Origin of the sequence: Deinococcus aquaedulcis, from assembly GCF_019693445.1 — a bacterium.
In the GTDB taxonomy this organism is placed as follows: domain Bacteria; phylum Deinococcota; class Deinococci; order Deinococcales; family Deinococcaceae; genus Deinococcus; species Deinococcus aquaedulcis.
Genome location: NZ_JAHRBL010000004.1, coordinates 25,738 through 51,689 on the forward strand (window position 1 = coordinate 25,738; position 25,952 = coordinate 51,689).

Consider the following 25,952-nt stretch of genomic DNA (forward strand, 5'->3'; position numbering starts at 1 on the left):
TTCACATTACGCGATGCCCGAACCCGCCGTTGCGTCCCCCGGAAGATGCATGCCCGTGCCCACGATGACCGGCAGTGGCACACTGAGGGGCCCGGCGGCGAACAGCGGCGCCAGCGCGGCGCGGTGCTCATCCAGCAGCCCGGCGCGCTGAGCCGCCGGCAGTCCGGCCAGGGGCGCGCCTTCCAAGCCGGCCTGAATATCGGCCAGCCGGGCCTGCGGGGTGGGGAGCGTGTAAAAGAGGGGGTGCAGCGCGGCGCTGGCCTGCAGGCCGCCCGCGCGCAAGACGTCGGCCAGGGCCTGCGGCGTGGGCAGGCGGCCCAGGGGGGGCGAGCCGGGTTTCAGGCCATGCGCCCCCAGTGCCGCGCGCCACAGGCCTGGCAAGTCGCCCAGCAGCCCCGCCCCAAAGCTTGAGACCACCAGCCGGCCCCCGGGGCGCAGCACCCGCGCCCACTCACGCACGGTCAGGGCCATGTCCGGCATGAAAAACAGCCCAGCGGCGCAGATCACGGCGTCGAACTGGGCGTCTGGAAAGGGCAGCCGTGCGGCGTCGGCCTGCACGAAGGTCGCGCCGGGCAGCCCCGCGCGGGCCACGGCCAGCATCCCGGCCGAGAGGTCAGTGCCCACCCGCGCCCCGCTGCCCCCGTGGGGCAGGGCGCGCAGCACTGTGCCGGTGCCGGTCATCACGTCCAGCACGGCCTCGTGGGGCTGCACCGCCGCAACCTCTGCCACGAAACGCGCGGCCTGGGCCAGAAAGCCCACCTCGTCGTAGGTGGCGGCCACCGCGTCAAAGAGGCGGGCATTGGCCTGCTCGCGCTCGCCGCTCATCCGGCCCCCAACCGGGCGCGCACCTGCGCCACCCGTTCGGCCACGCTGCCGCGCAGCACGGTGTAGGCCACCCCGCGCGTCTCCAGATCCTGGCGAATAAAGGCCTGCTGCACGGCGCGGACCTCGGTGTTGGCGCGCCAGCCGTCCTGCTCGTGGGGCAGGTCGGTGTCGCACACGAAGGTGTGGGCGTAGCGGGTGCGGCACTTGTCTGCCAGGGCCTGAAGTTCGGGCAGGGCCGTGCCGGTCAGCAGGTGGGACCACATCAGGGTGGTGGCGGCGTCGGTGTCGCAGAAGACCCAGCGGTGCACGCCGGGGGTGCGGGCGGCCTCGGCTTCCAGGGCCCGCTGGCCCCGGGCGATTTCCAGAAAATGGGCCGGGTTCAGCTGCCCCTGCTCGCGCTCGTAGACATCCCGGCCGTATTCGCGCACCCAGGCTGTGCCCAGCGCCTCGCCCAGCGCGCGAGTGAGGGTGCTTTTGCCGGTGCTCTCGGCGCCCAGGATATTCACCCGGCGCACGAAATGGGCATACACCACGGGGTCCAGAAAGGCCCGGTGGGCATGCACGTCGGCGCGCAGGGCGCTTCCGCTGATCGGCACCGTCTGCCGCGCCCGGTCCACGCACACGTGCGCCGCGCCCAGGTCCGCCGCCAGCTCGTCCCCGTAGGCCTCCGAGGTGAACACCGCGTCGGGGAAGACGCCCCAGCCCCGCAGCACCGAACGCACATACGCGCGGTGCACTACGTCGGGCTCGTCGTTCATCGGCGGATTCGGGGCGTCGGGGAGCAGGTGCAGGCCCGGAGACAGCCGCGCCGGGTACAGCGCGCGCAGCCAGCCCCGGCGCAGCGGCGAGGGCATCTCTGGAAAGTCCGGGCGGGAATACATCCAGACGCTCAGGCGCTCGCAGCGGGCCAGTGCGTGGTCCAGCAGGTGCAGGTGGCCCCGGTGGAGCGGCGCAAACTTGCCAATCACCAGGCCGTGGCGGAATTCAGGCAAAGGCCACCGCCCGCGCCTCGTCACGCCGCCACTGCCGCCAGCCATACACACTCATGGCCGCCAGCACGAACTGCAGGCCAAACAGCACCCAATACTGGGTATGCCAGAAGTACACCGCCTGCACCGCATTGACCAGGATCCACACCGGCCACGACCAGGCCCAGCGGCGGGTGGTGCCGAAGTTGGCGACCAGGGCCAGCGTCACGGCGGCGAACTGCACCCAGTTCCAGACCGCGCTGAAATCCGTCACGGCCACGGTGTAGGCAAAAATCAGCAGGCTGGCGGCCCAGGTGACGCCGTACCACGCGGGCTCGTTGAAACGGATCTCGCCCCTGGCCCGGCGCGTTTCCAGGTGCCACAGGTACAGGCCGTGAAGGCCGAACAGCAAGTATGTGACCTGCAAGCCCGCGAACATCCACTGCCCGCCAGCGAGAAACAGCAGGAAGTAGGGCAGCAGCGAGGCGTTGCTCCAGTGCCAGTAGGTGCTGCGCTTGGACCACAGGTGGTACAAGCTGACCAGCACGCACAGGCCGCCTGCAAGGTCCAGGGCGAGGGTGGGGATGGAGAGGCCAAAGAGGGTCATGGAGTCACCCCGGGTTTGTGTCCCACAGGCCACAGGCCTTCGGGCAGATGCGTCTCTGGGTCAATGTGCCCGCTGTAGCCAGCGCCTGCAAAATGCGCGAGCACGCGAATGGGCCCAATGATCGCCGCATTGAAGGTGTCCAGCTCCTCAGCGGGCACCCACAGTTCCTGGTGGCGGTCTTGTGCGCCCACCACCTGAATCTCGTAACGGGTGGCGACCTCGGCCTGCACCTCGAAAGCCGTCACAAAACCCACAGGCGGATCGTTGCGTTTGGCGTTCCAGTCGCGGGCGATCTCCTCGGCGTACTCCGCATTCAGCACCGGGTAGAAAATGGGCTGGTCCGGCAGGCGCGGCGGCCACGCGCGCCAGCCACGTTCGGCCACCAGGCGCAGCTCCTGCAGGCCAGTGTAGAGGGTCACGGTGTCGCCCACCGGGGGCCAGGGCACGGTGCGTTCGGCCTTCGGGGGGAAGAGGGTGTCCAGCCAGTCCGGCGTCATGGGGAAGGCCTTCTCGTGGGAGCGGCAGAGGGTCGGGGGTGCATGGTGAGGCCATCATGTCAGGCGGCGCAGGGAGAAGGCATCCGCTTTGCGGACGATATGCCTGCACCGTGCCCACAGGTCGCCAGACCCCTGCCCCGGGCCAAAAACAAAAACTCCGCACAGGGCGGAGTCTTGTCTCTGGAGCCGAGGGTCGGATTCGAACCGACGACCTACTGATTACGAATCAGTTGCTCTACCCCTGAGCTACATCGGCAAATGAAAGCGCGGGCTTCCAGGGAAGCTCAAAGAGTATAGGAAGGGCGCCTGGGGGTGTCAAGGCGCGCCTCAGGCGGCCTATGCTGGCGGGCGTGAGCCTGCCCTCCGCCTCCTTCCAGACCATCTTTGGCGCCGTGCAGCCGCTGGACTGGCTGTGCCTCGCCCCCCACCCCGACGACGCCGAGATTGGCGCAGGCGGCACCCTCATTCGGCTGGCGCACGCGGGGCGGGCCACCGGCATCCTGGAACTCTCGCGCGGAGAGCGCGGCACCCAGGGCACCCCGGAGGGGCGGGTGGCCGAATGCGTGCAGGCCGCCGCCATCATGGGACTGGCGTGGCGCGGGCAACTGGGGCTGCCCGACGGTGAATTGCGCGACACCATACAGGGCGCCCACGCCCTGGCCGCCGCGCTGCGGGCGGTGCGTCCCCGCGTGCTGGTGGTGCCGCACCACCACGACCGCCACCCGGACCACTTTGGCACCTACCACCTGGCCAAGCGCGCCGTGCATCTGGCGCAGCTGAAAAAGGCAGACCTGACCGGCGAACCTCACCGGGTCGCGCGGGTGCTGCTGTACCAGGGCAACTCGGATATCCGGCCCACGCTGCTCATTGACGTGGAAGCGGTGCAGGACACCTGGGCGCAGGCGGTGCTGGCCCACGGGAGCCAGTTTGGCGGCGAGCCCATCTCCGAAACCGTGACCCCCGAAATCGTGGAGCGGCGGCGCGCCCGCCTGACATACTGGGGCACCCTGGCCCGCGCCCGCTACGCCGAGGCCTTTGAAGCCGAGGACCCGCTGCTGGTGGACCCGCTGGCGCTGTAGGGGTTAGACGAATTCCGTCCATTTCCGGAAATTCGTTTTTCTTCCTTCGGTCGGAAAAACGCCGTCACACGTGACGGCGTTTTTCGGAAGTCGTATTAGCCCTCGCTCTGGGTGAGGCTGCTCAGCCACGTTCCAAAGGGGCTGGCGCTGCCCTTGACCTGCCCGCGCAGGCGGTCTTCCAATTCGTCAGCAAGGTCCAGGCCGTACTTGTAGGCCGCCTGCCCCCCCACCACATTGCTGCCGTATTTGTCGCGGTAGGTGGCGGCCGGGCGGTCGTGGCTCATGGCTTCGGCCATGGCGTTGGTCTGGGGCAGGCGGGTGTCGAAAATGGGCGGGGTGGGCTCGCCCGTGGCCTCAAAGGCGCGCGCCAGGTCGCCGGGCAGCCGCGACAGGCCCTGGCGGTGCTGGGTGCTGCTGCCCTGGTACTTGGTGATCAGCACGCCCAGGCAGGTCAGGCGCAGGCCCCGGGCGCGGCGCAGTTCGGCAATGCGGCCCGCAATCTGGCCGATGCCGTAGGTGCTCAGGCGGTCGGGGATGGTGGGAATCAGGTAGTGGTCGCTGACCTCCAGGCCGTTCTGGGTGACGAAGCCCAGGTTGGGCGGGCAGTCAATGAGCACGTAGTCGTATTCAGCAAAGTGCGGCGCCACGTAGCGCTTGACCGCCTCCATGGGGTTCACCGCGTAGTGCGTGCGCGCGGCAATGTCCTGCATGCGGTCTTGCACGTCAATCAGGCGAATGGAACTGGGCAGCAGGTCCACCCGGCCGTAGCGGCTGCCTTCGGGCAGGCGGGCCATCACCTCGGCGGGCACGCGGTTGAGGTTGCTGGCCCCGCGCACTATGGCCTGCGCCGGGTCGAAGCCCTGGGTGCCGCGCAGCAGGTCCAGGAACAGATGGGCCAGCGTTTGCCCGGCCTCGTCCGCCTGGGCCCAGCGCTCCTCGCCCATCAGGGCCAGGGTGGCGTTCGTCTGGGGGTCCAGGTCCAGCACCAGCACCCGTTTTTGCTTCAAGAAGGCCAGGGTGTCGGCCAGCTGCACGGTGGCGGTGGTCTTGGCCACGCCGCCTTTCAGGTTGATAAACGACAGGACAGTGGGGCTCATGGCTACAGCTCGCGCAGTTTCGCCAGCACCACTTCGGGGCGCACGGTGTAGGCCCCGGTGGTTTCCTCGACGTGCTGGTAGCGCACGACGCCCGCTTTATCAATCAGAAAGACCGCCCGGCCGCTGATGCCGCGCTCGTCGATCGCCACGCCGTAGAGCCGGGCCACGTCCAGCTTCATGTCGGCCAGCAGGGGCACCTCAATGCCGTATTCGGCGGCCCAGGCCTTGTGGGCATGCACCGAGTCGCGGTTGATGCCCAGCACCACGGCGCCGGCATCGGCAAAGTCGTCCTGGCGCCCGGAGTATTCGGGCAGTTGCATGGAGCACACCGGGCTGAAGTCCAGCGGGTAGAACACCAGCACCACATGCTGCTGGCCCCGGTAGCTGCTCAGGGTGATCTGCTCGCCGGTCGAGGCCGGCAGGGTGAAGTCGGGGGCGGGCTGTCCCACAAGGCTCATACCGGGCAGTGTAGAGCAGGGCCGCGGCCCGGCGGGCCGGAAAGGACGACGGGTACGGAAATTGGCCAGGCGCCGACCCGGAGCTGATCGCCGCCTGAAGGAAGCCTTCAGCTTGAACTGCGTCCCGCTTCACGCCTGCCGGGGGCCTGCGGGCCTACCCTGGGTGGGTACCGTCCCCCGCGTGTGCCGGCAAGCCCGCTGCCGGGGCGGGGCCCCCTGAGGAGGAACGCCCATGGCCGATGTGATGCCCCCCAACATGCTGCACGAGCGCCCGCGCACCCCCGCCGGCCTGCTCAGCAATGCCGAAAAAGACCGCCTGATTGAACGTGGGTTTCTGGGCCTGTACCGCTGGTACACCGCCCGCAGCCAGGAAACGCGGAACTGGAACCCCGACCGCTCCTTTGAATGGCGCCAGCTGCGCCAGGACATGCCCCCGGAAATTATCACCGTGCTGCAGGGCTTCTTTGCTGTGGAGCAGTACGCGCCGGACTTCACCAGCAGCCTCGTGCACCTGGTCCGGCGCAGCCACGGCCGCTCGCACTTTCAGCTGCGCTGGGGCAGCGAAGAGGAAAAGCACGCCGACGCCTGGGAAAACGCCGTGCTGTTCAGCGGCCAGCGCAGCCCGCAGTGGATTGAGGAGTACAAGGAGCGCCTGAAGTCCCAGACCTGGGAGCTGCCCTTCCCCGACGCGATTCACAACCTCGTGTACACCGTGTTTCAGGAGCGCGCCACCCAGCTGAACTACCTGAACATGATGAAAATCGCCCAGGGCAAAAGCGACAAGCCGCACCTGCAGGGCTTCTCGGACCCGGTGCTGGCCAAGGTGGCCCAGACCATCGCCGTGGACGAGGCCGCGCACTACAACTTCTTCCTGGAAGGCGTGCGCATGTACCTGTACTACTACCCCGAGCGCACCCTGACCGCCATCAAGAACGTGATTGGGCAGTTCTCCATGCCCGCCGCCACGCTGGTGCCCGACTGGGAACAGTTCTTCGAGACGGTGTACCGCGCTGGCATCTACGGCCCGCGCGACTTCCAGCGCGACGTGATGCAGGTGGCCTTCCGCAACATGGGCATTGAAAGCCGCAAGGCCCTGGAAGAAGGCATTCGCAAGACGCGTGAGGTCCCGGATTTTGACGGCGGCAACTTCAAGACCACCGCCATCTTCGAGACTTTCGATTACGGGGCTGTGGAAGGCGACGTGAAGCGCCTGCACGTCAAGATTCAGGACTACGAGAAAGAAATTGGCTTCGACCTGTACGATCCCACCGAGTTCGTGGTGAACCCGGAAGTGCCGGTGCAGGACACGCCCGCCGCCGACGACTGAGAGAAAAGGCCTCAGGCCAAGGGCTGCACGCTTCGGCGCGCAGCCCTTTTTTGCGGCCACGCGGTGGCCTGTGCCATCCTGGGCGGGTTCCGCTCCCCCTTCCTCCCCCGCGCTTTCAAGGACGGTGCCCTATGCCCCCCAATCCGGCGCTGCTGAAGCTGGGCTACGCGCCCCAGGACCGCGTGGTGATCTTCCACGCCGACGATCTGGGCATGTGCGAGGCCACCGTCTCGGGTGCCGCCGACCTGTTCGCGGCGGGCACGCTGCGCTCGGCGGCCCTGATGATGCCCTGTGCCTGGGCCCCGGCCGCCGCCCGGCTGGCCCAGGAGTGGCCCGAGGTGGACCTGGGCGTGCACCTGACCCTGACCAGCGAATGGCCCGCCGCCCGCTGGGCCCCGCTGACCCGGGGCGTGGCCGGTGGCCTGACCGACGCCCAGGGTTACTTTCACGCCACCTCGGAAGGCGTGTGGACGCAGGCCAAGCCGGGGGCGGCCGGGCGCGAAATGGCCGCACAACTGGACCGGGCGCTGGCCTGGGGCCTGAACATCTCACACGCGGACGGTCATATGGGCACCGCCGCCCACCCGGCGTTGCTGCCGCATGCGGTGCGCGCCGCCCTGAAGCGCGGTGTCCTGCCCTTGCTGCCCCGGCTGGGTGTCGCCGGCTGGCGGGCGCATGGGCTGGGGCCGGCGCAGGCCCAGGCGGTTACGCTGGCACTGGGTGCCTTGGAACGCCGGGGCGTGCCGCTGGTGGACCAGATCGTGATGCTGCCGCTGGAAAGCGGTGGCGATCAGGTGCCGCTGATTGAAGAGCTGCTGGCCGGTCTGGGCCCCGGGCTTACCCACTTCATCCTGCACCCAGCGCGCGACACCCCCGAACTGCGCGCGGTGGCCGGCGACTGGGCGGGGCGGGTGGCGAACTACGAGGCGTTTCTGGACCCGCGCCTGCCGGGCGTCCTGGCGCGCAGTGGGGTGAAGGTCACCACCTACCGTCCCCTGCGCGCCCTGCTGGGCCGCCGATGAGCGCTGAACCCTCGTCCGCCGTGCGCTGGCGCTACTCGGTCATGAATTTTGGCCTGACCATTCCGGCGCAGGCGGGCAGTTTTCTGCTGCTGTACTACGTGGATGACCGCAAGCTGGACCCCGGCTGGGCCGCAGCGGCCATGACCATCTTTGCCCTGTACAACGCGGCGAATAATCCCTTGATCGGCTACCTGTCGGACCGCACCCGCAGCCGCTGGGGGCGGCGCATTCCCTATGTGCGCTTTGGCTGGCTACCGAGTCTGATCTGCTTTGCGCTGCTGTTCATGACCCCCTTCAACGGCGTGGACAGCCCCGTGGCCCTGCTGAGCTACCTCGTGGTGGTGTGGGTGCTGTGGGAAACCTTCGGCACGGCCGTGGGGACCGGGTATCTGGCCCTGCTGCCCGAGATGTTCCGCACCTACGCCGAGCGCACGGCCGTGGCGTGGCGCATGAATCTGGTGCAGACGCTGGGGCTGCTGTTCGGGCTGGCGCTGCCGCCGCTGCTGGCCGGCTGGATTGGCTGGGGCGGAATGGGGGTGCTGTTCGCGGTTCTGTCGGCCGGGGCGATCGTGTTCGGGCTGGGCGCGCTGTTCGAGCAGTCAGGGCCAGCCCAGTCGCCGCTGGGCTTTGGCGCGGCGTTGCGGGCCACCTTCAGCCACCGGGCGTTTCTGGCCGTGGTGGCGGCCCAGACGCTGCGGTTCTTTGCCACCGGCACCCTGGCCACGGGCATGGGTTTTTTTGTGCGCTACAGCCTGGGGCAGGCGGGCGGCGCGGTGACCACCGGGCTGCTGGCCGCCGCGTTTGTAACCGCCGGGCTGGCCCTGTGGCCGTGGCGCGCCCTGCTGGCCCCGCGCCTGGGCCCACGCGGCACCCTGATGCTGGCCTTTGGCCTGAGCGCCGCCGCCCTGCTGCCCCTGGCCCTGGTGCAGACGGTGCCCGGCGCCCTGGCCGCCACCATTCTTTTCGGCGCCGCCCTGGCCGGCATGATCCTGATGGGCGACGTGATCATGGCCGACGTGATTGACGAGGACGAGCTGCGCAGCGGCCAGCGCCGCGAGGGCATGTATTTCGGGATGTCGGGCTTTATCACCACCCTCAGCGGTGCCCTGACCTCGCAGGTATTCGGGGCCGTCACCCGGGCCAGCGGCTACGACCCCAAGTTGCCCGTGCAACCCGACGGCGTGGCTGAGGGCTTCCGCTTCTTCATGACCGTGCCGCCCATTGCCGGCGCCCTGCTGGCGGTAGGGGTGCTGCTGTTCTATCCGCTGCATGGCCGGCGCCTGGAGGCCATGCGGGCGGCGCTGGCGCAGAAGAGGCGCGTGGAGGATGCGGGGTGGAGCGTGGAGCCGGGCGGGTGACCAGGATGAAGAATGGCGCCGCGTGCAGAAAGACACTTCTGGTCGTGTTCGCGTGTATGGCGCGGGTTTTTTGAGCGACGATGAGGCCGAACCCTGACCCCGTGACCAGCCACGCTGTAAGGCGCCCTACGCCAGCCGCTGGGCCAGGACGAAGCGTTCGCGGTCGGTCAGGTCGGGGGCAGTGGTGGCCTGCCAGCCCTGCGCACGCAGTTCTGCGGCGAAGGGCGCGGCGTTGCGGGGGTCAAGTTCCAGGAGCAGCTCACCCCCTGGGACCAGGGTCGCGCCCGCTTGCGCGGCCAGTCGGCGGGCCACCGCCAGCCCGTCAGGCCCGCCGTACAGCGCCAGCGGGGGATCAAAGGCCACCTCAGGCTGGGCCGCCTGGGCATCGGTCTCGGGCAGGTAGGGGGGGTTGCTCACGATCAGGTCGAAGGGTCCGCTCAGGCCCGCCAGCAGGTCGCCGGCCACGAAGGCCACGTCGCGCCCATTGAGCGCCGCATTCTCGCGGGCCAGAGACAGGGCCTCTTCGCTGAGGTCGGTGGCGCTCACCTGGGCGTCGGGGCGGGCGGCTTTCAGGCCCAGGGCCAGGGCGCCCGTGCCCGTGCCCACATCCAGCACGCGCGGCTTGTGCCGACCAGCCAGGGCCTGCAAGGCGAGGTGCAGCAGCCACTCGGTTTCCGGGCGGGGGACCAGGGCGCGGGCGTCGGTGCGCAGGCGCACGCCGCCCCACTCCACCTCACCCAGCAGGTGTTGCAGCGGCACGCGGGCGGCGCGTCGGGCCAGCAGGGCCTCGTAGCGGGCCTGTCCGTCCGCCGGGGCAGGCTCGTGGCCCCGGGTCAGCAGCGCGGTGGGGGAGAGGTTCAGGGCCAGCACCAGCAGCGCGCGGGCGTCCACCTCCGGGGAGGGAACGCCCGCCGCCTGCAGCTGCGCCGCGCCCTGCCGCAGCAGGTCGCGCAGGACCGCCATTAGCCGTGCCGGGGTTTGATGATCAGGCGCCGCGCCGCGCCCTCGCCCACCGATTCGCTCATGACATCGGGGTGCTCCTTGAGGGCAATGTGAATCACGCGCCGCTCGGCGGCGGGCATGGGCTGCAGTTCGTGGGGCTCGCCGCTCTTGGCCACCTGCACGGCGAGGCGCTCGGCGAGCTTGGTCAGGGTGTCGGCCTGCCGCTTGCGGTAGCCGCCGATGTCCACCCGCACGCGCTCCTTGGTGCGGCCCTCGTGCTTGGCCAGCACCGTGTAGGCCAGCACCTCAATGGCGCCCAGGGTGCGCCCGTCGCGCCCGGCCAGCTTGGCCGCGTTCTCGCCGGTGATCTCGGCTTCCAGGGCGTCTTCAACCTCGCGCACGGTGACCTGCAGGTCGGGGTCAATGCGGCTGATCAGCCCACGCAGAAACCGCTCCAGGGTGGCCAGGGGGGTTTCTGGCGCGGCCTCCAGCGCAGGCGGCGTCATGGGGGCAGCGTCGGGCGCGGGCGGCGGCAGCTCGCTCTCGTCCGCGTCGCTGATGCCCAGCCCCGCGAGGTAGTCGTCCAGGTTCGTGCGGTTATCCATGCGCCTCAGTCTAGCGCGCCGCTCCTCACCCTTTTCCCACACTCCGCGCGGGACAGCTGATAGGTCAGAAATTGACTGGAATTTTCAGTTGGTTTTCGGAGAGTATCACCAGCGCCGAGACTCAAAGTTGGCTTCTAAAACAAGCAGTCTGACATATCCTCCGTTGGTGACGCTCAGTCAGCTCGGCCCCATTCAACCTAACCGTCAAACTGCTTCATCGGGGAAAACGAGTGAGGTCGCAAGCTCACAGCTACGTGGGGCCACATCGGCTCAGGCAAATCAGAGGGCCGACTGGTATGAGACCGCCCCATGGCCGACTAACGGGGATGAGGCGGCCAGACTGCTTCATCGCCTCCTCTTGGGACAGCGCGTCATCTCTGTAGGAAGCAACTGGACTTCGTCCAACATGGTGCTTATTCAACGGCGAGACTATAAAGCGCTTCGTGATGTTCAGATGGTCAAATTGGCCCAGTATCTACGAGGAAAAAAGCTCAACAAGCCAACGATTCTGGCTTATCACCAGCAAACAGGCTTTCATCTGGCGGCATCAGCCAAGAATGGCGAAGGCGGAGTAAGTGCAATGGCTCCGATGGCCTTCGGCCAATTCGCGGCTGCCCTTAAGCTGCCTGTCGTGACTATAGCGAATAGTGAGACCATACCAGGATATGTAAAGAAAGAGTCTCCCGGTAAAAAGTGGGAGGTTAACAGAAGTTTTAGCGTAGAGTTTGACTGCAGTGCAGATGCGAAGATTGAGCACATCATGTCATCTATTGTGGCCAACTTCGACACCCTGGCCGATATGGTGGGTGCCGGGCTGCCGGGCCTGAGCTGGGCCTATCTGGATTTCAAAGATACAGTTGTAAATCGACAGGGAGAGCTGGTGCAGGGATTTAATATCAGCCTGAGGCATAAATTTCCGTACAGCTTAGTTCCGCCTGCAAATGTGGATAACAGTGTGTCTGTTGTGAACAGCTCGCCCAGCTCAATGACGTTTAAAACAGAAGAAGGCCATCTTCTAAATGGATACATCACCTTCGCTTTAGCCCGAGTGAACAAGCAAAAAATGAAATTTACGGTTCACCCGACGGCTGATTTCAGCAGTATTCCTAATGGATGGAAGTTTACAGTGGGTCAAGGTAGTGTGCTTGAAAACCGCATTTGGGAGAATTTATGTACGAAGGTGGCTCTAAAATACGGGGTGTGACGCTATATGGTGTTACATTTTTAGCTTTTCTCGGTCTAGGGCTTGCCCTCATCGTGGCCTCTGAAGTTTGGATTCCGGGTGTCCCACGACCGTCAATGGCCTTTCTAACACTGCTCTTCGTCTGGATACCGTTGGCTGGTTTCCTGGCCCTTTTGGTTCTGGCTAAGCGCACACGGTTTTGGTGGCCGTTCTGGCTCTATGTGTTCCTCGGCATGATCTATCTATGGCGTTGGTTTGGTACAGGTACATGGCTGCCCTGAAGTACTGTGATTTATATGGCTACCTTGATTAAAGCGAGATTGTAGTTATGATTCTTCCCTGCGCCGCGCCGCGCGGCCGTAGACCAGCCGGCGCACCAGGGCTTCCATTGGCCCCTGCCGAAAGCGGGAGAGCCACACCGCGCTCAGCGGCAGCTGGCAAAGGCCGAGGGTCAGGGCCAGCAGCAGCGCACTGGCCGCGCCCCAGCCCACAAAGCCGCCGGCATACGGAAAGGCGTCGCCCTGGCCGGGTAGCCCCTGCCCCACCCATCCAAAGCCCTGCGCCCCGGCATAGGGATAGAAAAACGAGGTCATCAGCACGCTCTGCATCAGGTAGTTCGTCATCGCCATGCGCCCGCTGGCGGCGAAGTGCAGCAGGGGCCCCAGCCGGTTCGAGGCCGCCAGCAGCCCAATGAGACCCACGTACCCCAGCGCGCCCGCCAGCCCCCCGCCCATGCGCACCGGCACCGCCAGAAAGCCGGTCGCCTGATCGCCGCGCGTGTTCAGGTAGGCCAGGGCCGCGCCCAGCACCAGCCCCAGGGGCAGCCCAACCACGGCGAGGCGCCGCAGCAGCGGGCGGTGGTCCTGCGGGTGGGTGAGCAGGCCGGTGCGCTGGGCGGCGGCCCCCAGGCAGAACAGAGCCAGCAGCCACGTCCCGTTGTACACGTTGCCACTCAGCAGCAGCGGCCAGAATTCGCCCGCCCGGTCAGCCACGTTGCCCAGGTAGGTGGGTTCCAGGGCGGGCAGGCCGGTAAAGCGCGGTCCCGTGCGGCCAGAGGCGGCCACAGCGTCCAGCAGCCCCACGCCCAGCCACCACGTGCCCAGCACGCCGGCCAGAACCACCAGCGCGCGCGCACTCAGGGCGGCGGTCAGCAGCAGGGCCAGCGCCAGCGTGGCGTAGTTGCTGATGATGTCGCCGTGCCACACCAGGACATAGTGGACCGCGCCCACCGCCAGCAGCACGAGGTGGCGGCGCAGAAAGGTCCCCACCCCCTGGCGCGCCAGCAGCCCAGCGGCGCCCCAGCCGAACAGCATGGCGAAAATTGAGATAAAGCGGCCATTGGCCAGCACGTCGGTGAGCACCTGCGCCGCGCGGTCCACGCCTCGCTGCTGCCATTCCAGAAAGCCGGCGAAGTCCTGCATATTCACGATCAGGATGCCCAGCAGCGCCACGCCGCGCAGCACATCGGGCAGCGGGGAGCGGGCTTGCACCGGGCCCCGCTGGGGCGTGCTTGCGGCGGCGGGAGGAAGCGGCTCGGTCATGCCGGGCAGGCTAGCGCGCGGCGGTGAGCTGCGGGCGCGGGTCTGAGTGCCACGCCCGCAGGGACGGTCCCTTGCCTGTTCGTTCTCCTGCGCGGCTGTGTGGACCTGCGGCACCGCCTGATATGTCCGCCGGGAACTGAATCGGCTTTGCTGGGCGTGGGACCAGCCGTCCGGCTCAGTCGCGCACGTACACCTTGAACTGCTTCAGGGCGCCGCTCACGTCGTAGCTGCTCCACTTCAAGGTCACGCTGTTGGCCTCCACATTGTTCGGCTCCAGGCCCAGTTTCAGCGGCAGCTTGCGGCCGTCCGGCGTAGTCGCCACCGCCGTCAGGGTATACACGCCCAGCGGAATATCGTTGAAATCGAAGCTGTGGTACGGCCAGCCCTGGCCCAGGGTGGTGCGCCCGCCGCCGTTCGGGTCGGTGTAGGGGTAGCCGCCGGGAGGGGCCAGCGGCGCCGTTTTAAAGGTCATGACCACAGGCTTGCCCGCGCTGCCGTCAATCAGTTTGCCCTGCGGGGTAAAGGTCAGGGTGACGGTGCTGCCTTCGGGGGCGCCGGGCACCACGGCGGCGTAGCGGTCGTCGCAGTAGGCCTTGGCGGGCAGGCCGCAGTAGCTGAAATCCAGGCTGGCGCCATAAAAGTCGTCCCAGTCCTTGCCACCGCCAGGTTTGGCGCCGGCCAGCCGCCAGCGGAAATTCAGATTGCCGCCCTCGCTGGAATCAATTTCGGTGTTCAGGGTGCCGGATTCGGGGTGCAGCGGCAGCACAAAAGTGGTGCCCGCGAGGTCGCGCTTGACCGTGGCGCTGGCGTGGTAACGGCCGTCCGGCACGCGAATGGCGTAGGTACCGTCGCCCTTGGTCACGGCGGTAAAGCTGGTGCGCTGGCCCTGATTGAACGTGGTGCCCACGATGTAGACCTCGGCGCCGGCCAGCGGGCGGCCCTGGGTGTCCAGCACCAGTCCGGTCACGTAGCCCTTTTTGGGGGCGGGTGGCTTGACGGTGGGCGCCGGCGCGGCGGGCGCGGGGGTGCGGGTGGCCGCTGGCGCTGGGGCAGGCGTGGCGGGGCGGGGAGCCGGGGCGGCCGGCGCCGCCGGGGTCAGGGCGGCGGGGGGCTTGGCGGCGGCCGTCAGCTTCAGGCTGCACCAGCCCAGCAGCGTGGTGCCTTCGCTGTCGGCCCAGATGCCGGCCAGGGCGGCGGCGCCCTTGGTGGCCTTGAACGACACGAAGCGGCCGTCGTCGTTGCTGGCGCCCAGTTCGGTCCAGCTGTAGCCCAGCGACCCCAGCACCTGCCGGAAACTGGCTTCCAGGCCGTCCACCGAGTCCCAGACGACATATTCACTCTTGACACAGCTGCCGCCGGCCTTGGTGGCCACGGTGCGCAGGGCCCCGGCGAATTCCGCCAGTTCAGGGGCGCCGTTCACCATCTGGGCGCCGTCAATAAAGGTGGCGTCCACCAGCGCCGAGCGGGGTCCGGCGGCCAGGGCGGTGGACAGTGAGGCGGTCAGCAACAGGGTCAGCAGGGCACGGGTCATGGTCACTCCTGGGGGTGGGGCGTAGGGCGGGCGTGGACCCCTTCAGGGTACGCCCAGCCCGCTCACGTCGAACTCACGTTCTGGGGGTGGGGGGGAGGCGGGGTGCGCCTCACCCCAACAGCAGTGCGGTCTGCATGGAGAAGGAGCGCGCCTGGAAGCAGGGGAAGCCTTGTGGCGTCGGTTCCCCAGGGCAGGCTCACCCCTGCGTCTCAAGAGTGGCGGTCAGGCGTGCGCGGGCACCGGGGCCACCACCAGCGGGCCGCGTGGGCCCAGGGTCAGGCCGGGCTGCGGGGTGGGGTCGCCGCCTACGGCGCGCAGCGGGGGCAGGGACGCCAGCGTGTCCAGAATCAGCAGCTGCGCCAGATGCATGCCCAGGCACAGGCGCTCGCCGCCGCCAAAGGGCAGATAGGCCCACGCGGGGGGCTTGTGAGCCCAGCGGCCCGGATCGAAGGTTTCCGGCTGCGCCCACAGCCCGGGATCACGCCCAGAGAGATACGGCGAATACAGGGCCAGCGCCCCGCGCGGCAGCCGCACTCCCCGCCACAGCAGGTCGCGGCTCAGGCGGCGGCTGCCCATCCAGCCGGGCGGGTGCAGGCGCAGGGTTTCTTTCAGAACGGCCGGGTGGTGCTGGGGGGCGTGCCAGCGCGGGTGGTTCGCCAGATGCCAGATCGCGTACGCCAGGGCGTGCGTGGTGGTGTCGTGGGCGGCGGCCAGGGACACGCGCGTTTCTTCCAGCCCACCGGGCAGGGGCGCCAGCACCGATAGCAGGTCGTCGCCACCCCGGCCCAGGCGGGCGTGGGCGAGGCGGCGCACCTCGCGCTCCACGCGCCGGAACAGCAGGGGGCGGGGCAGGGCCGGTACCGGAAACGGGCGGCGCAGCGGGGCCAGAAAGGCGTGCAGCAGGTCTGCGTCAAACTCGCTGCTGAAGTACGCGGCGTTCAGCAGCGCCAGCACGGTGTGGTCAGCCCAGGCCAGGGCGTCAAACTCGCCGGCCGGCACAGGCGGCAGGGCCGCGCGGGTGCGCGCCTGCAGGGCCAGCAGGTGCGCGCGGCCAAAACCGGGGTTCATCAGCCCCCGGCGCCCAGCGTGGCCCGGGGCATCGGTGAGAATCACGCCGCCCGACAGGTATGGCACCACCCGCGAGAAACTGCCCGCGCTGCGAAAGGTGCCCAGATTGGTGAGCAGCGCGCGGTTCCAGGCCGCGCTAAAGCCCACCACGGCGGGCAGGCCCAGCCGCAGCCGGAACAGGTCGCCGCCTGCGGCGCGGGCCCGCGTGGCGCCCTCCTCAATCAGGGTCAGCGGCGAGAGCGCCCAGTCCTGCAGGTGGCCATTGCCGGGGCGGGTGGGCGGCTCGGGCAGGGCGTTTACAGAAACGGCCACAAGTCCTCGCCGGCGGGGGTCTGGCGGCCATCCAGGTCGTCGTAGCCCAGACCCAGCAGCAGGCCCGCGCCGTTCCAGCCGCTCAGCAGCGAAAGCGGCACCCCGCCGCCTGGGTGCACGGTGCCGCCCACTTGCACGAGGTTGCGGGTGTGGGCCAGGCGCCAGCCGGGACGCAGGCTGCCGCTCAGCCCGTGGGGCGCGCGGCCATACAGCGCGCCTGCCTTGGCGGTGCGGGCGTAGTCGGCGGGGGACAGGGCGTGCCACTCCGCCACCGGCAGCGGGCCTTCCGGTGTCGCCGAGAGGCGCTCCTGCAGCCGGCCCAGCAGCGCCGCGCCGTAGGTCAGGGGGTCCTCGGTCAGGCCGGGGTCGGGCGGGGCATTGACCAGCAGGAAGGCCCGGGTGCCGTCCAGGTGCAGGTACAGTGTGGGGTCGTGCGGCAGCCGCCCGGCGCGGATGTCGCGCCATTCGCGCGCGTAGTCCGCCGGCCAGAAGATGTGGTGGGCTGCGGGGCGGTCCTCAGACAGGCGCAGCTGCAGCGCAAAGCCGCTGACCCCACGCGGCGTGGGCTTCTCGGCCACGCCCAGCCACGACAGGGTCAGCGCGCGGTCGGCGGCGCTCACCCAGGCGTCGGCGGCAAAGGCACCCTGGCTGGTGTGCGCGCCCAGCACCTGCCCCCCGTGGCTGCTGAGGCTGGTCACGCGCGTGCCAAATTCAAAGCGCACGCCCAGCGCCTCGGCCTGCGCGTGCAGGGCCTGGGCGAAGGCCAGCAGGCCGCCCGGCAGGTGCCACACGCCCTGCCCCAGTTCCACCCAGGCAATGTTGTGCAGCACGGCGGGCGCGCGGTAGGGGTCGGCGCCCAGGTAGGTGGCAAAGCGCAGCCAGAAAGGGGTCATGAAAGGCCCTGATCGCACGTAGCGGCGCAGCGGGGTCAGCGGCGCGGCCCGCACGCCCCGGGTCAGCGCGTAGCGGGCGAGTTTCAGTGGACCCGGCGGCGGCGCAAAGAGAAAGGTGTCCTGCGCGTCCTCGTACAGGCGCCGGGCCGCGCGCAGCAGGGCCGCGTAGCGCTGCCCCTCGGCCCTGGAGAGCTGCGCCAGCGTGGGCTCCAGGCTGCCCGCCACGTGCAGGGCCTCTGGCGCGAAAGTGCGCCCGCCCGGCGCGTGGTAGGTGGTGGTGGGCCGCGCGGGGCTTAAGCGGGGCACCGGCAGGCCCACCCGCTCGTGCACTGCGCGGAACACCTGGGGCATGGTGACCACGGTGGGGCCGCTGGAGAAGTCGGTCAAGCCCAGCGCCGCCTTGCCCCCGGGTCCGTCCAGGGCGTCCAGCACCGTGACCCGCGCGCCGGCCCGGGCGAGGCGCAACGCCGCGCTCAGTCCCGCGAAGCCGGCGCCAATCACGGCCACGTGGCGGGGCGTGCGGCGGCCCCAGGTCATTGCCGGTACTCCCGGCCCTTCCAGGTTACGCGGCGTTTCACGGCCCGAAGATACACGGGCAGGGCCAGCAGCGGCGTGACCGGGCCCAGCAGGCCCTCGGCCAGATCGGCGGGGCGGCGCCGCCCGGCAATCAGGTTCACGGCGAGGCGCTCCAGCACGCTCGCGGCGCGCAGCACCCGGCCGCCCGGCACAGGCAGCAGCCACGGCAGCGTGTGCCCGGCGAAGTGCAGCGCCATGCTGAGGGTCATCAGGGCCCGCGAATTCAGGTGGATGGGCAGCGCGTTCTTGCCAAAGCCCGCCACCGAATCCGGGTACGAACGGTACATGCGCACGCTGATGCACTCGCGGCCCATGGCCGTCGAGACGATCAGGCCCAGGCCGCCCAGCTGCCGGGCCATCACGGTGTCTTCCAGCACCTGCGCGCGCACGGCGGCGTACCCGCCCACCCGCAGCAGCGCCGCGCGGCGGTAGGCCATCACCTGCCCGTTGGCAATGGTGGCCAGCGGGTGCGGCGGGCGCATGCGCAGCAGCGGGTAAGGAAAGTACGACAGCACGGCGGCGTCCACCAGCGGGGTCAGCAGCCGCTCACCGGGGCGGCGGTTGTCCTGCCGGGGCTGAATGCTCAGCAGGTCGGCCCCGGAACTGTTCATTTCGTGCAGCAGTCCGCCCAGCGCGCCCCTGTGCCAGCTCACGTCGGCGTCGGTGAAAATCAGAATGTCGCCCCCCGCCGCCCGCAGCAGTTGCTGACAGGCCCAGGGCTTGCCGTGCCAGCCGTCCGGGCGCGGGGTGCCGGCCATCACCCGCGCGCCCAGGGCGCGGGCCACCTCGGCGGTCCCGTCGGTGCTGCCGTCGTCCAGCACCAGCACCTCGTGGGCCCCCTGCGCCAGCACGCCGGGCAGGGTGTGCGGGAGGTTGTGCGCCTCGTCGCGCGCCGGAATCAGGATGGACACGCGCGGCCCCGTCTGGGGTGTGGGCGCCGGGCGCAGCCGGGGAAAGGTCAGGGCATTCACCGCCAGGGTCAGCGCCTTGGCGGTCAGCCACACGCCCATGGCCTGGGCGTACAGGCGCCCGGCCTTCACGCCCGGTCCCCGGTGATCAGGGTCAGCAGCCGAGAGGGCAGGTCCAGGCGTGCCGAGCGGCTCTGGCGCCCCGGCACCGCGCGCAGGTAGCCGGCCAGGGGCCGCTCGGGGTCACTGGTCTGCAGGTCGTGGTCCAGCGCGGCGAGTTCGCGCTGAAGGGCGGCCGGCAGCTCGGCCGCTGCCACCGGCTGCCCAAAGCGCGCGTAGGCTTCGGGCCACTGCGCGCCACGCAGGGTTACGCGCAGGGCCACCGGCACCAGCGGCACCCCCGCCTGCCGCGCGGTCCAGCCCGCGCCGGGGGCCGCCGCCTGGAGTGGGCCCGCCGGGTGCAGGGCGCCTTCAGGGAACACGACCAGCCACCCCCCCCTGGCCCGGCGCACCCCGGCCCGTACCTCATCGGCCCGTAGCGCGCCCAGGCGGCGCAGAAAGGGAAAGCGCGCCAATTGTCCCGGGCTCATCAGCACCGAGAAGTCGGCGCCCGCCCAGCCGGCCACCGCCCACAGCACGTAGCCGTCCCACCAGGAATGGTGGTTCGGGGCCAGCACCGCGCCGCCCGTGGGCACGGGGCCGCGCACCCACACGCCGCCCAGGTTCCCGCGCACACTGCCCTGAACACTGCGGGCCAGCAGCGCCGTGGCCCAGGGGTGGTGACCTGGGCGCTCAGCGGTCATGCCGGGTCACCCGCCGGGCCAGCGCCAGCCCCACGCCCATGGCGACCAGGGTCACGGCCGCTTCCAGGGGGCGGCCCACCAGCACCAGCCCGCCGGGCAGAAAAAACGCCTCAATGGGGTAGGCCACCCGGAAATCTGGCGCGCGGCGGGGGCGGCCCGGCAGCAGGCTCAGGCGCGGCTCGCGGCTTTCGGGAAAGGCCCGGGCCCACCACGGCAGCGCCCAGGCCCACTCCGGGGTGCGCAGCCCAAAGAGGCGCGGCGCCAGCCCCGTAAAGACCCACGCGATGCCCGTGCCCACCGCCCACCAGCCCAGAAAGTTCTGCACCGGGGCGCCCGCCCACAGCCCCAGCGGGTCGTGCCACAGCCAGTAGCGCTGCGCGGTCATCAGGGGTTCCAGGCCAATGTCCCACAGCATCATCAGCAGGCCCGCCAGCCAGGGCCGCCCGCCGGACAGGCAGGTGGCGGTCAGGGTCAGCGCGAACCAGCCCAGCGGCACCATCAGCGGCACGCCCAGCAGCGTGGGGGCGGGGGCCGTGGCGTAGGAGTAGGCCCCAAAAGGAAAGCCAGTGCGGCTGCCCAGCACCTCCACCCCCAGCCCCACCAGAAAGGCCACCGCCAGCATCAGCCCCGCGCGCACGCCGCCCGCCCGCTCCCACACAAAGGCTAGGGCCGCCAGACACAGGGCCACCGTGCTGGCTAAGCCCAGCACCGGAAAGCCTTCGGGCCACAGCGGCACCGGGATTTTCAGCGCGGCGTACAGGGCGACCAGGGCCATCCAGGGGCGGGTCTGGGCCAGCAGCTCAGCCAGACGCTCCGAGAAAACGCTGGCAAACTGTGGCCCCAGCGCGTCTCCGGCCAGCGCCAGCACTCCGGAGAGCGGCAGCCCCAGCGCAATCAGCGCCCAGCCCAGCCCCTGGCCCGCCATCACCAGCAGCGCCCCGGCAAAGGCCACGCCCAGCGCGGCAAAGGCCAGCCCAAATCGCAGCAGGGTGGGGGAGAGGCGGGCAGTCAAGCGCGCCCCCGCAGGGCGGTGAAATACTGCGTGGTGGCGTCCGAGACCTCATCCGGCAGCCGGTCCAGCGGCCACCAGCGCACGTCCGCCGCGTCGTCCCCGGCCCGGGGCTCGCCGCCCGCCCACGGCGCTATGAACACCTGCGTGTCCCAGTGCACCACGTTGCCGTCCGGGTACGTGTGGGGGTGGGAGAAACTCCCCACGAGGCTCAGCGCCCCTACTTTCAGCCCGGTTTCTTCCAGCAGTTCGCGGCGCGCTGTGGTTTCGGGCGTTTCCCCGGGGCCCGCACCGCCCCCCGGCACGTCCCAGAGGCCGTTGTCCCGGCGGCGGATAAGCAGCACCTGCCCGCCTTGCACCACGGCCACGCCGGCCCCCTGGCGTTTCAAGCCGCGCCGCCGCCATCTGGGAAGGCGGAAGCGTCGCGGGGGGGCCCCCTCACTCGCCCCTTCGGGGCGCCCTCTCTGCTGCGCAGCTCTCTGAGCCTCGCAAGGGGAGAGGGCATCGACCCTCTCCCCTTGCGGGAGAGGGCCTTGCGAAGCAAGGGGTGAGGGGGCCCCCCGCCACCCCAACCGCCAAAGGACCCCCCTCAGCCTCTCCCGCACCCCGCGCCCTGCCTCCCGCTCCCCCCTCATCTCCACCGCCGCCGCGTCAGGTCGCGCACCAGCACATTCGCAGCGTTGCGCCCACTGGCACCCATGATGCCGCCGCCGGGGTGCGTGCTGGCGCCAGTCAGGTACAGCCCCTTCACCCCCGGCCAGCGGTAGCCACTGGCTTTCATCCAGGGGCGGAACGAGAACATCTGGTCAAAGCTCATTTCCAGGTGCATCACGTTGCCCCGGTGCAGGCCCAGGTGGTCGTGCAGCCACTGCGGCGTTTGCACCAGCTCGCCCACAATCGTGTCGCGGGTGCCCGGCGCGTAGTGTTCAAAGGCGCGCAGGATGTTTTCGCGGGCTTCGGCGGTGCGGGTCTCCCATGAGCCGCTGCTCAGTTCGTAGGGGTAATACTGCGCCCAGAGCCACAGCACATCGCCGCCGGGGGGGGCAAGTGAATCGTCCACCGCCGAAAAACTCATGGCGATCAGGGGCGGGTCGGTGGTGGGTTCGCCTGCCAGATATTCGCCGTAGCCCTTCATCAGCTGCTGTTCGCTTTTAATCAGCAGGCCCAGGCCCACGCGGCTGTCCGGCTCGGTGTGGTGCCGGTACTTCACCTTTTCGCTGAGGGCCAGCCGCAGCACCATGCCAAAGCCGTTGCCCACCCGCACCTGCCGCGCGCTGCTGGGCACGTATTGCTCGGGCAGCGCGCCTGCCGTGGTCAGCACATGGGCACCGGAGACCACGGCGCGGGCGGTGTAGGTGTCGCCGCCCTCCAGCCGCACGCCCTGGGCCCGGCCCCCCTTGACCAGAATCTCGGCCACCGGCGCGTTCACGAACACCTGCCCGCCGTCCGCCTCAATGGCGCGCTTCAGGGCTTTCGTCAGGCCGCCCGAGCCGCCCTTGGGCCGCGCCACGCCGCCCTCGTGGTACAGGGGGTGCCACAGCAAAAAGGGGGCACTCAGGGGGTCGCTGGGTGGGGGGCCGCTCTGGGCCGCCATCCACACCAGCGGCGCGCGCACCCGCTCCTCTGAGAAATATTCCTTTGCCACGTCGCCGTAGGGCCGCAGGATGCGGGGCAACTGTTCCATCCAGTCGCGGCCCTTGCCACTGCTGACCACCATCTTGCCCATGTCCAGCGGCCCGGGGGCGCTGTTGAACAGGTCGGCCACCGAGCGGGCAAAGGGCGTCCAGTCGTCTAAAAAGCGCGTGTATGCCTCGCCCTGACCGGGAAACAGGGCCTCCAGTTCGCGCGCGGTGCGGCCGGCGTCGCGGTGAATAAACCACGGGGTGTCGCCGTCCGAGCAGTGGAACATGGGGTCCACGTCCAGGTAATGCAGGCCGTGGCGGCTCAGTTCCAGTTCGCGCACCACGGGCGTCATGCGGATCAGGATGTGCGCGCTGCCGCCGTAGTCAAAGCGGTAGCCGGGCACCAGCTCTTCGGTGCTGACTGCCCCACCCACGAGGTGCCGCCGCTCGAACACGCCCACCTTCAGGCCCGCCTTGGCGGCGTAGGCCGCCGTTACCAGGGCGTTGTGGCCCGCGCCCATCACGATCACGTCGAAATCCGGCATGTGCCGTCAGTCTGGCACGGGAGAAGAAGCGCAGATGGTCAGGCAGAGGACAGAATGCGGGGCGCTCAGGCCCTTTCTGGGCGGAGGATGCTCAGGGCAGGGTGATCGTGCGCCCGCTGTGGAAGGTGACGGCAACCGTGGGCTCCACGCCGCTACTGCCTGTGACAGTGCAGGAGGCGATCTGCTCACGGTACGTCTGGGGCAGGCCGTCCAGGGGACATGGGCCGTCTGGCAAGGTCCGGTCCACCTGCACCACCAAGGCCTGTAGCTGCACGGCGCGGGCGACGGCCATCTCGCCGGTCTGAGTGGCGCGCGTGCGGGCCGACAGCAGATTGGGAATCAGCACGGCGGCCAGAATGCCGGTCAGCATGAACCCCACCAGGAAGTGACCCAGGATCAGCACCAGCTTGACGGCCAGTTCCAGAGGGGGTTGAAAGGCGCGGGCCTTCTGCTCGGCGTACACGCGGCCAAAGTGAACCAGCATGGCCACGAAGCCAAGCAGGGGCAGGGCCAGCGGCCAGAACTGGCCGGTGACCGTGACCAGCACCGACGCGGTTAAATACAGCCCCAGCAGCAGGCCGACCCAGCCCAGGTGCCAGCCCCAGCGGTTGACCAGGGTAAAGCCTGCGCCGGGCAGCAGCACATTCAGCAGGTAGCTCAGCGCGATGCTGGGGGCTTTGGTCGGTGCAGCGGTTGAGGGGCGGCGCAGGGCAGCGTCTTCGGGCCAGGACATGCGTTCACGCTAGCGGGGAGGCGGCGCGGGCGCGGCCCTATCTGCGCGGCCCCCGCCGGGGGCATGATTGCCCTATGTCGCCCTTCACCATCCGCCGCCTGGGCCCAGGGGACGAGGCCGCCCTGGCCGGGCTGGCCGCCGACGAGACCGACTTCACCGACGAGGCGCCCAGCCCGCCCCTGTCCCCGGAAGCCGCCCGCGCCTACCTCGCTGATCCCCAGGTGTGGCACTGGCACGCCGAGGATGGGCAGGGCCAGCCCGTTGGCTTCCTGATGGCCTATGTGCACCGCCGCCGTCACGGCGAGGCGCTGGACGTGATGTTCGAGGAAATCGGGGTGCGGGAAGCGTGGCGCCGCCGGGGCGTGGGCCGCGCCCTGGTGGCCGCCCTGCATGAGCAGATGCGCGCCCAGGGGATCCGGGGCGTGTGGGTGGCCGCCGATAACGAAGGGGCGCAGGCCTTTTACCGCGCCTGCGGCTACGAGGTGGATGAGTTGCAGGGCGTGATCCTGAGCCGCACCGTGTAGAGGGTGACTCGTGGTAGGCGCCCCGCCCCCGCATGCGCTAGAGTGTGGGGCTGAACCGGCGGGCGCCTTCGGGGGCGCATCGGCCGGATGGAGGTGGGTGTATGGCAGAACGGGATATTGACAAGCTGTTGTCGCTGACGGACAGCAAATACCGCCTTTCGGTGGTCACGGCCAAGCGGGCCCTGCAACTGCGTTCGGGCGCGCCCAGCGTGCTGCCCGTGGAGCAGCGCGTGCGCACCCGCAACCTGGTGACCCAGGCGATGCGCGAACTGGCCACCGGCAAGCTGACGGTGGGCACCAACATGATGGACGAGGGGCGCTTTCAGCAGGACTACGTGCGCCAGCGTCAGGCCCAGCTGCAGGCCCAGCTGAACGCCGAGCGCGAACGCGAACGAGACTAAAAGAGCCGTGAGCTTTGGGCCATGAGCCATGGGGGGACCCCCGAAGCTCATGGCCTTTTTGCTGTGGTTATGGTCCTTGACCACTCCTGACGGCCGCCGCGCCCTCCCCATGGCCTATAGCTCATGGCCCATGGCCTCTATTGTGTTCCCCATGTGGAGTGCGTTTGCCGTCCTGCTGTGCGTCACGGCGCTGCTGGCTTACCTGAATGAACGTTTCGTGCGCCTGCCCACCACCGTGGGCGTCACCCTGGCGGGCGCGCTGGCCAGCATTGCCCTGATTGCCCTGGACGCCCTGGGCCTGCCGGGCCTGCGCGGCTGGGCCGCCAGCGTGCTGGAAACACTGGACTTCACCACCTTCGTGCTGAACGGCATTCTGAGCGCGCTGCTGTTCGCCGGGGCGCTCAGCCTGAACACCCGGCAGATGCTCGCGCAGCGCCGCAGCATTCTCCTGCTGGCCTTTCTCAGCACCATCATCAGCACGGCGCTGATCGGCTTTGCCTCGTACGGCGTCTTTCAGCTGGTGGGCCTGGATGTGCCCCTGATGTGGGCGCTGCTGTTTGGCGCGCTGATCAGCCCCACCGACCCGGTGGCGGTGCTGGACCTGCTGAAACGGGCCAAGGTGCCCCCCAAGATCGAGACCCTGATCGCGGGCGAGAGCCTGTTTAACGACGGGGTGGGCGTGGTGATCTTTCTGGCGCTGGCCAGTGCCGCCGGCCTGGGCGGCCACGGCCACGCCGATCCCAGTGCCCTGGGCGTGCTGGGGCTGTTTGCCCAGGAGGCGCTGGGCGGGCTGGCGTTCGGCGCGCTGCTGGGCGGCCTCGGTTACCTGCTGGTGCGCAGCATTGAGCAGCACGCGGTGGAGGTGCTGCTGACCCTGGCGCTGGTGGTGGGCGGCTACGTGGCGGCGGCGGCGCTGGGGGTCAGCGGCCCACTGGCGATGGTGGTGGCCGGCTTGATGCTGTCCCTGTGGCGCGACCAGATTTTCAGTGCCCAGACGCGCGAGCACGTGCTGGGTTTCTGGGAAACCGTGGATCAGGTGCTGAATATCGTGCTGTTCGCCTTTATCGGGCTGGACGTGCTGCTCACCGAAACCACCGCGCCGCAGCTGCTGGCCAGCGCCCTGATGATTGCCCTGGCCCTGGGCGCGCGTTGGATCAGCGTGGCGCTGCCCTTTGCCCTGGTCCGCGCCCGCGAGGGCTACGGCGCCTATACCGTCCGCCTGCTCACCTGGGGGGGCCTGCGCGGCGGCATCGCCATCAGCCTCGCGCTGGGGCTGCCCGAAAGCCCGTACCGCACTCAGGTGGTCACCGTCACCTACGCGGTGGTGCTGTTCACCATCGCGGTGCAGGGGCTGAGCATCATGCCGGTGGTTAGAAAGGCCACGGCGGCGCTGGAAGGCGGAGAGGGGCGCTAAGGGCCGCCCTGTTCTGACAGCGGCTGCCAGTTCCACCCCATACAGCGGCCCCCCAGTTCCGTGAGCGCCACTGTCCTTCGCAGGGACGCACTTCGTTCTCCCCA

Annotated in this window: 27 protein-coding genes and 1 tRNA gene; 9 read left to right on the forward strand and 19 right to left on the reverse strand. The window is 69.3% G+C overall.

Features of this window, described 5'->3' with window-relative positions; all coding sequences use genetic code 11:
* Nucleotides 1-6: 6 nt before the first annotated feature.
* From KMW22_RS06810 to KMW22_RS06830, 5 genes are all read right to left on the reverse strand, one after another.
* Complete coding sequence (locus KMW22_RS06810) at nucleotides 7-825, reverse strand: class I SAM-dependent methyltransferase (protein ID WP_221089289.1); 819 nt, start codon at nucleotides 823-825, stop codon at nucleotides 7-9.
* Nucleotides 822-1,817 (reverse strand): AAA family ATPase, encoded by a 996-nt coding sequence (locus KMW22_RS06815; RefSeq protein ID WP_221089290.1) that lies wholly within the window; start codon nucleotides 1,815-1,817, stop codon nucleotides 822-824. The genes KMW22_RS06810 and KMW22_RS06815 overlap by 4 nt, the downstream gene beginning before the upstream one ends.
* Nucleotides 1,810-2,400 (reverse strand): nicotinamide mononucleotide transporter family protein, encoded by a 591-nt coding sequence (locus KMW22_RS06820; protein WP_221089291.1) that lies wholly within the window; start codon nucleotides 2,398-2,400, stop codon nucleotides 1,810-1,812. Before KMW22_RS06820 ends, KMW22_RS06815 begins: the two co-directional genes overlap by 8 nt.
* A complete protein-coding gene (locus tag KMW22_RS06825) occupies nucleotides 2,397-2,897 on the reverse strand; it encodes a hypothetical protein (RefSeq protein WP_221089292.1) in 501 nt (166 codons plus the stop codon). The genes KMW22_RS06820 and KMW22_RS06825 overlap by 4 nt, the downstream gene beginning before the upstream one ends.
* 181 nt (nucleotides 2,898-3,078) lie before the next feature.
* Nucleotides 3,079-3,153: transfer RNA gene (locus KMW22_RS06830), tRNA-Thr, on the reverse strand.
* 94 nt (nucleotides 3,154-3,247) lie between these two features.
* Between KMW22_RS06830 and bshB1 the strand changes: the two genes are divergently transcribed.
* A complete protein-coding gene (gene bshB1, locus KMW22_RS06835; protein WP_328774622.1) occupies nucleotides 3,248-3,976 on the forward strand; it encodes a bacillithiol biosynthesis deacetylase BshB1 in 729 nt (242 codons plus the stop codon).
* A 95-nt stretch (nucleotides 3,977-4,071) separates the two neighbouring features.
* On the opposite strand, the gene KMW22_RS06840 is transcribed toward bshB1, so the two are convergent.
* Together KMW22_RS06840 and KMW22_RS06845 are read right to left on the reverse strand one after the other, a co-directional pair.
* Nucleotides 4,072-5,073: a ParA family protein gene (locus KMW22_RS06840; RefSeq protein WP_221089294.1), complete on the reverse strand. Its 1,002-nt coding sequence runs from the start codon at nucleotides 5,071-5,073 to the stop codon at nucleotides 4,072-4,074.
* Between the two features lie 2 nt (nucleotides 5,074-5,075).
* Entirely contained in the window at nucleotides 5,076-5,531 is a 456-nt protein-coding gene (locus KMW22_RS06845; RefSeq protein ID WP_221089295.1) for a peroxiredoxin, read from the reverse strand.
* Between the two features lie 232 nt (nucleotides 5,532-5,763).
* Here KMW22_RS06845 and KMW22_RS06850 point away from each other — a divergent pair, with 232 nt between their 5' ends.
* The 3 genes from KMW22_RS06850 to KMW22_RS06860 all read left to right on the forward strand — a co-directional run bounded on the left by KMW22_RS06850 (nucleotide 5,764) and on the right by KMW22_RS06860 (nucleotide 9,238).
* Nucleotides 5,764-6,858 carry an acyl-ACP desaturase gene (locus tag KMW22_RS06850; protein WP_221089296.1) on the forward strand — a complete coding sequence of 365 codons (1,095 nt, stop codon included), beginning with the start codon at nucleotides 5,764-5,766 and terminating at the stop codon, nucleotides 6,856-6,858.
* 131 nt (nucleotides 6,859-6,989) lie between these two features.
* A complete protein-coding gene (locus tag KMW22_RS06855; protein ID WP_221089297.1) occupies nucleotides 6,990-7,880 on the forward strand; it encodes a ChbG/HpnK family deacetylase in 891 nt (296 codons plus the stop codon).
* The gene (locus KMW22_RS06860; RefSeq protein ID WP_221089298.1) at nucleotides 7,877-9,238 is read left to right on the forward strand and encodes an MFS transporter; all 1,362 of its coding nucleotides are present in this window, start codon (nucleotides 7,877-7,879) and stop codon (nucleotides 9,236-9,238) included. The genes KMW22_RS06855 and KMW22_RS06860 overlap by 4 nt, the downstream gene beginning before the upstream one ends.
* Nucleotides 9,239-9,364: 126 nt before the next feature.
* Here KMW22_RS06860 and prmC read toward each other — a convergent pair whose 3' ends face one another.
* Together prmC and KMW22_RS06870 are read right to left on the reverse strand one after the other, a co-directional pair.
* A complete protein-coding gene (gene prmC, locus KMW22_RS06865; protein ID WP_221089299.1) occupies nucleotides 9,365-10,201 on the reverse strand; it encodes a peptide chain release factor N(5)-glutamine methyltransferase in 837 nt (278 codons plus the stop codon).
* Entirely contained in the window at nucleotides 10,201-10,785 is a 585-nt protein-coding gene (locus KMW22_RS06870) for a Jag family protein (RefSeq protein WP_221089300.1), read from the reverse strand. Before KMW22_RS06870 ends, prmC begins: the two co-directional genes overlap by 1 nt.
* Nucleotides 10,786-10,951: 166 nt before the next feature.
* Here KMW22_RS06870 and KMW22_RS06875 point away from each other — a divergent pair, with 166 nt between their 5' ends.
* Entirely contained in the window at nucleotides 10,952-11,989 is a 1,038-nt protein-coding gene (locus KMW22_RS06875; protein ID WP_221089301.1) for a hypothetical protein, read from the forward strand.
* The gene (locus KMW22_RS06880; protein ID WP_221089302.1) at nucleotides 11,986-12,249 is read left to right on the forward strand and encodes a hypothetical protein; all 264 of its coding nucleotides are present in this window, start codon (nucleotides 11,986-11,988) and stop codon (nucleotides 12,247-12,249) included. The genes KMW22_RS06875 and KMW22_RS06880 overlap by 4 nt, the downstream gene beginning before the upstream one ends.
* A gap of 45 nt (nucleotides 12,250-12,294) precedes the next feature.
* Here KMW22_RS06880 and KMW22_RS06885 read toward each other — a convergent pair whose 3' ends face one another.
* The 10 genes from KMW22_RS06885 to KMW22_RS06930 all read right to left on the reverse strand — a co-directional run bounded on the left by KMW22_RS06885 (nucleotide 12,295) and on the right by KMW22_RS06930 (nucleotide 23,509).
* Nucleotides 12,295-13,509 (reverse strand): DUF418 domain-containing protein, encoded by a 1,215-nt coding sequence (locus KMW22_RS06885; RefSeq protein ID WP_221089303.1) that lies wholly within the window; start codon nucleotides 13,507-13,509, stop codon nucleotides 12,295-12,297.
* Between the two features lie 175 nt (nucleotides 13,510-13,684).
* The gene (locus KMW22_RS06890; protein ID WP_221089304.1) at nucleotides 13,685-15,040 is read right to left on the reverse strand and encodes a carboxypeptidase-like regulatory domain-containing protein; all 1,356 of its coding nucleotides are present in this window, start codon (nucleotides 15,038-15,040) and stop codon (nucleotides 13,685-13,687) included.
* Between the two features lie 222 nt (nucleotides 15,041-15,262).
* Nucleotides 15,263-16,420 (reverse strand): cytochrome P450, encoded by a 1,158-nt coding sequence (locus KMW22_RS06895; RefSeq protein WP_221089305.1) that lies wholly within the window; start codon nucleotides 16,418-16,420, stop codon nucleotides 15,263-15,265.
* Nucleotides 16,405-17,850 (reverse strand): phytoene desaturase family protein, encoded by a 1,446-nt coding sequence (locus KMW22_RS06900; protein WP_221089306.1) that lies wholly within the window; start codon nucleotides 17,848-17,850, stop codon nucleotides 16,405-16,407. Before KMW22_RS06900 ends, KMW22_RS06895 begins: the two co-directional genes overlap by 16 nt.
* Entirely contained in the window at nucleotides 17,847-18,899 is a 1,053-nt protein-coding gene (locus KMW22_RS06905) for a glycosyltransferase (protein ID WP_221089515.1), read from the reverse strand. Before KMW22_RS06905 ends, KMW22_RS06900 begins: the two co-directional genes overlap by 4 nt.
* Nucleotides 18,900-18,925: 26 nt before the next feature.
* Complete coding sequence (locus KMW22_RS06910) at nucleotides 18,926-19,600, reverse strand: lysophospholipid acyltransferase family protein (RefSeq protein ID WP_221089307.1); 675 nt, start codon at nucleotides 19,598-19,600, stop codon at nucleotides 18,926-18,928.
* Nucleotides 19,590-20,612: a carotenoid biosynthesis protein gene (locus KMW22_RS06915; RefSeq protein WP_235692739.1), complete on the reverse strand. Its 1,023-nt coding sequence runs from the start codon at nucleotides 20,610-20,612 to the stop codon at nucleotides 19,590-19,592. The genes KMW22_RS06910 and KMW22_RS06915 overlap by 11 nt, the downstream gene beginning before the upstream one ends.
* A complete protein-coding gene (locus KMW22_RS19305; protein ID WP_235692740.1) occupies nucleotides 20,609-20,998 on the reverse strand; it encodes an NUDIX domain-containing protein in 390 nt (129 codons plus the stop codon). The genes KMW22_RS06915 and KMW22_RS19305 overlap by 4 nt, the downstream gene beginning before the upstream one ends.
* 242 nt (nucleotides 20,999-21,240) lie before the next feature.
* Nucleotides 21,241-22,776, reverse strand: coding sequence for a phytoene desaturase family protein (locus KMW22_RS06925; protein ID WP_221089309.1), 1,536 nt, complete (start codon nucleotides 22,774-22,776; stop codon nucleotides 21,241-21,243).
* A gap of 91 nt (nucleotides 22,777-22,867) precedes the next feature.
* On the reverse strand, nucleotides 22,868-23,509 hold the full coding sequence (locus tag KMW22_RS06930) for a hypothetical protein (protein WP_221089310.1): 642 nt from the start codon (nucleotides 23,507-23,509) through the stop codon (nucleotides 22,868-22,870).
* 74 nt (nucleotides 23,510-23,583) lie between these two features.
* Between KMW22_RS06930 and KMW22_RS06935 the strand changes: the two genes are divergently transcribed.
* From KMW22_RS06935 to KMW22_RS06945, 3 genes are all read left to right on the forward strand, one after another.
* Nucleotides 23,584-24,033: a GNAT family N-acetyltransferase gene (locus KMW22_RS06935; RefSeq protein WP_221089311.1), complete on the forward strand. Its 450-nt coding sequence runs from the start codon at nucleotides 23,584-23,586 to the stop codon at nucleotides 24,031-24,033.
* 101 nt (nucleotides 24,034-24,134) lie between these two features.
* Nucleotides 24,135-24,434, forward strand: coding sequence for a DNA-directed RNA polymerase subunit omega (rpoZ, locus tag KMW22_RS06940; protein WP_107138482.1), 300 nt, complete (start codon nucleotides 24,135-24,137; stop codon nucleotides 24,432-24,434).
* 151 nt (nucleotides 24,435-24,585) lie between these two features.
* Complete coding sequence (locus KMW22_RS06945) at nucleotides 24,586-25,848, forward strand: cation:proton antiporter (protein WP_221089312.1); 1,263 nt, start codon at nucleotides 24,586-24,588, stop codon at nucleotides 25,846-25,848.
* Nucleotides 25,849-25,952 lie beyond the last annotated feature (104 nt).

Coding starts and splice junctions, on each gene's coding strand:
- KMW22_RS06810 (WP_221089289.1), bottom strand. CDS start 825: ATGAGCGGCGAGCGCGAGCAGGCCAATGCCCGCCTCTTTGACGCGGTG.
- KMW22_RS06820 (WP_221089291.1), bottom strand. CDS start 2,400: ATGACCCTCTTTGGCCTCTCCATCCCCACCCTCGCCCTGGACCTTGCA.
- KMW22_RS06825 (WP_221089292.1), bottom strand. CDS start 2,897: ATGACGCCGGACTGGCTGGACACCCTCTTCCCCCCGAAGGCCGAACGC.
- KMW22_RS06840 (WP_221089294.1), bottom strand. CDS start 5,073: ATGAGCCCCACTGTCCTGTCGTTTATCAACCTGAAAGGCGGCGTGGCC.
- KMW22_RS06845 (WP_221089295.1), bottom strand. CDS start 5,531: ATGAGCCTTGTGGGACAGCCCGCCCCCGACTTCACCCTGCCGGCCTCG.
- KMW22_RS06850 (WP_221089296.1), top strand. CDS start 5,764: ATGGCCGATGTGATGCCCCCCAACATGCTGCACGAGCGCCCGCGCACC.
- KMW22_RS06855 (WP_221089297.1), top strand. CDS start 6,990: ATGCCCCCCAATCCGGCGCTGCTGAAGCTGGGCTACGCGCCCCAGGAC.
- KMW22_RS06860 (WP_221089298.1), top strand. CDS start 7,877: ATGAGCGCTGAACCCTCGTCCGCCGTGCGCTGGCGCTACTCGGTCATG.
- prmC (WP_221089299.1), bottom strand. CDS start 10,201: ATGGCGGTCCTGCGCGACCTGCTGCGGCAGGGCGCGGCGCAGCTGCAG.
- KMW22_RS06870 (WP_221089300.1), bottom strand. CDS start 10,785: ATGGATAACCGCACGAACCTGGACGACTACCTCGCGGGGCTGGGCATC.
- KMW22_RS06885 (WP_221089303.1), bottom strand. CDS start 13,509: ATGACCGAGCCGCTTCCTCCCGCCGCCGCAAGCACGCCCCAGCGGGGC.
- KMW22_RS06890 (WP_221089304.1), bottom strand. CDS start 15,040: ATGACCCGTGCCCTGCTGACCCTGTTGCTGACCGCCTCACTGTCCACC.
- KMW22_RS06900 (WP_221089306.1), bottom strand. CDS start 17,850: ATGACCTGGGGCCGCCGCACGCCCCGCCACGTGGCCGTGATTGGCGCC.
- KMW22_RS06905 (WP_221089515.1), bottom strand. CDS start 18,899: ATGGGCGTGTGGCTGACCGCCAAGGCGCTGACCCTGGCGGTGAATGCC.
- KMW22_RS06910 (WP_221089307.1), bottom strand. CDS start 19,600: ATGACCGCTGAGCGCCCAGGTCACCACCCCTGGGCCACGGCGCTGCTG.
- KMW22_RS06925 (WP_221089309.1), bottom strand. CDS start 22,776: ATGCCGGATTTCGACGTGATCGTGATGGGCGCGGGCCACAACGCCCTG.
- KMW22_RS06930 (WP_221089310.1), bottom strand. CDS start 23,509: ATGTCCTGGCCCGAAGACGCTGCCCTGCGCCGCCCCTCAACCGCTGCA.
- KMW22_RS06935 (WP_221089311.1), top strand. CDS start 23,584: ATGTCGCCCTTCACCATCCGCCGCCTGGGCCCAGGGGACGAGGCCGCC.
- rpoZ (WP_107138482.1), top strand. CDS start 24,135: ATGGCAGAACGGGATATTGACAAGCTGTTGTCGCTGACGGACAGCAAA.
- KMW22_RS06945 (WP_221089312.1), top strand. CDS start 24,586: ATGTGGAGTGCGTTTGCCGTCCTGCTGTGCGTCACGGCGCTGCTGGCT.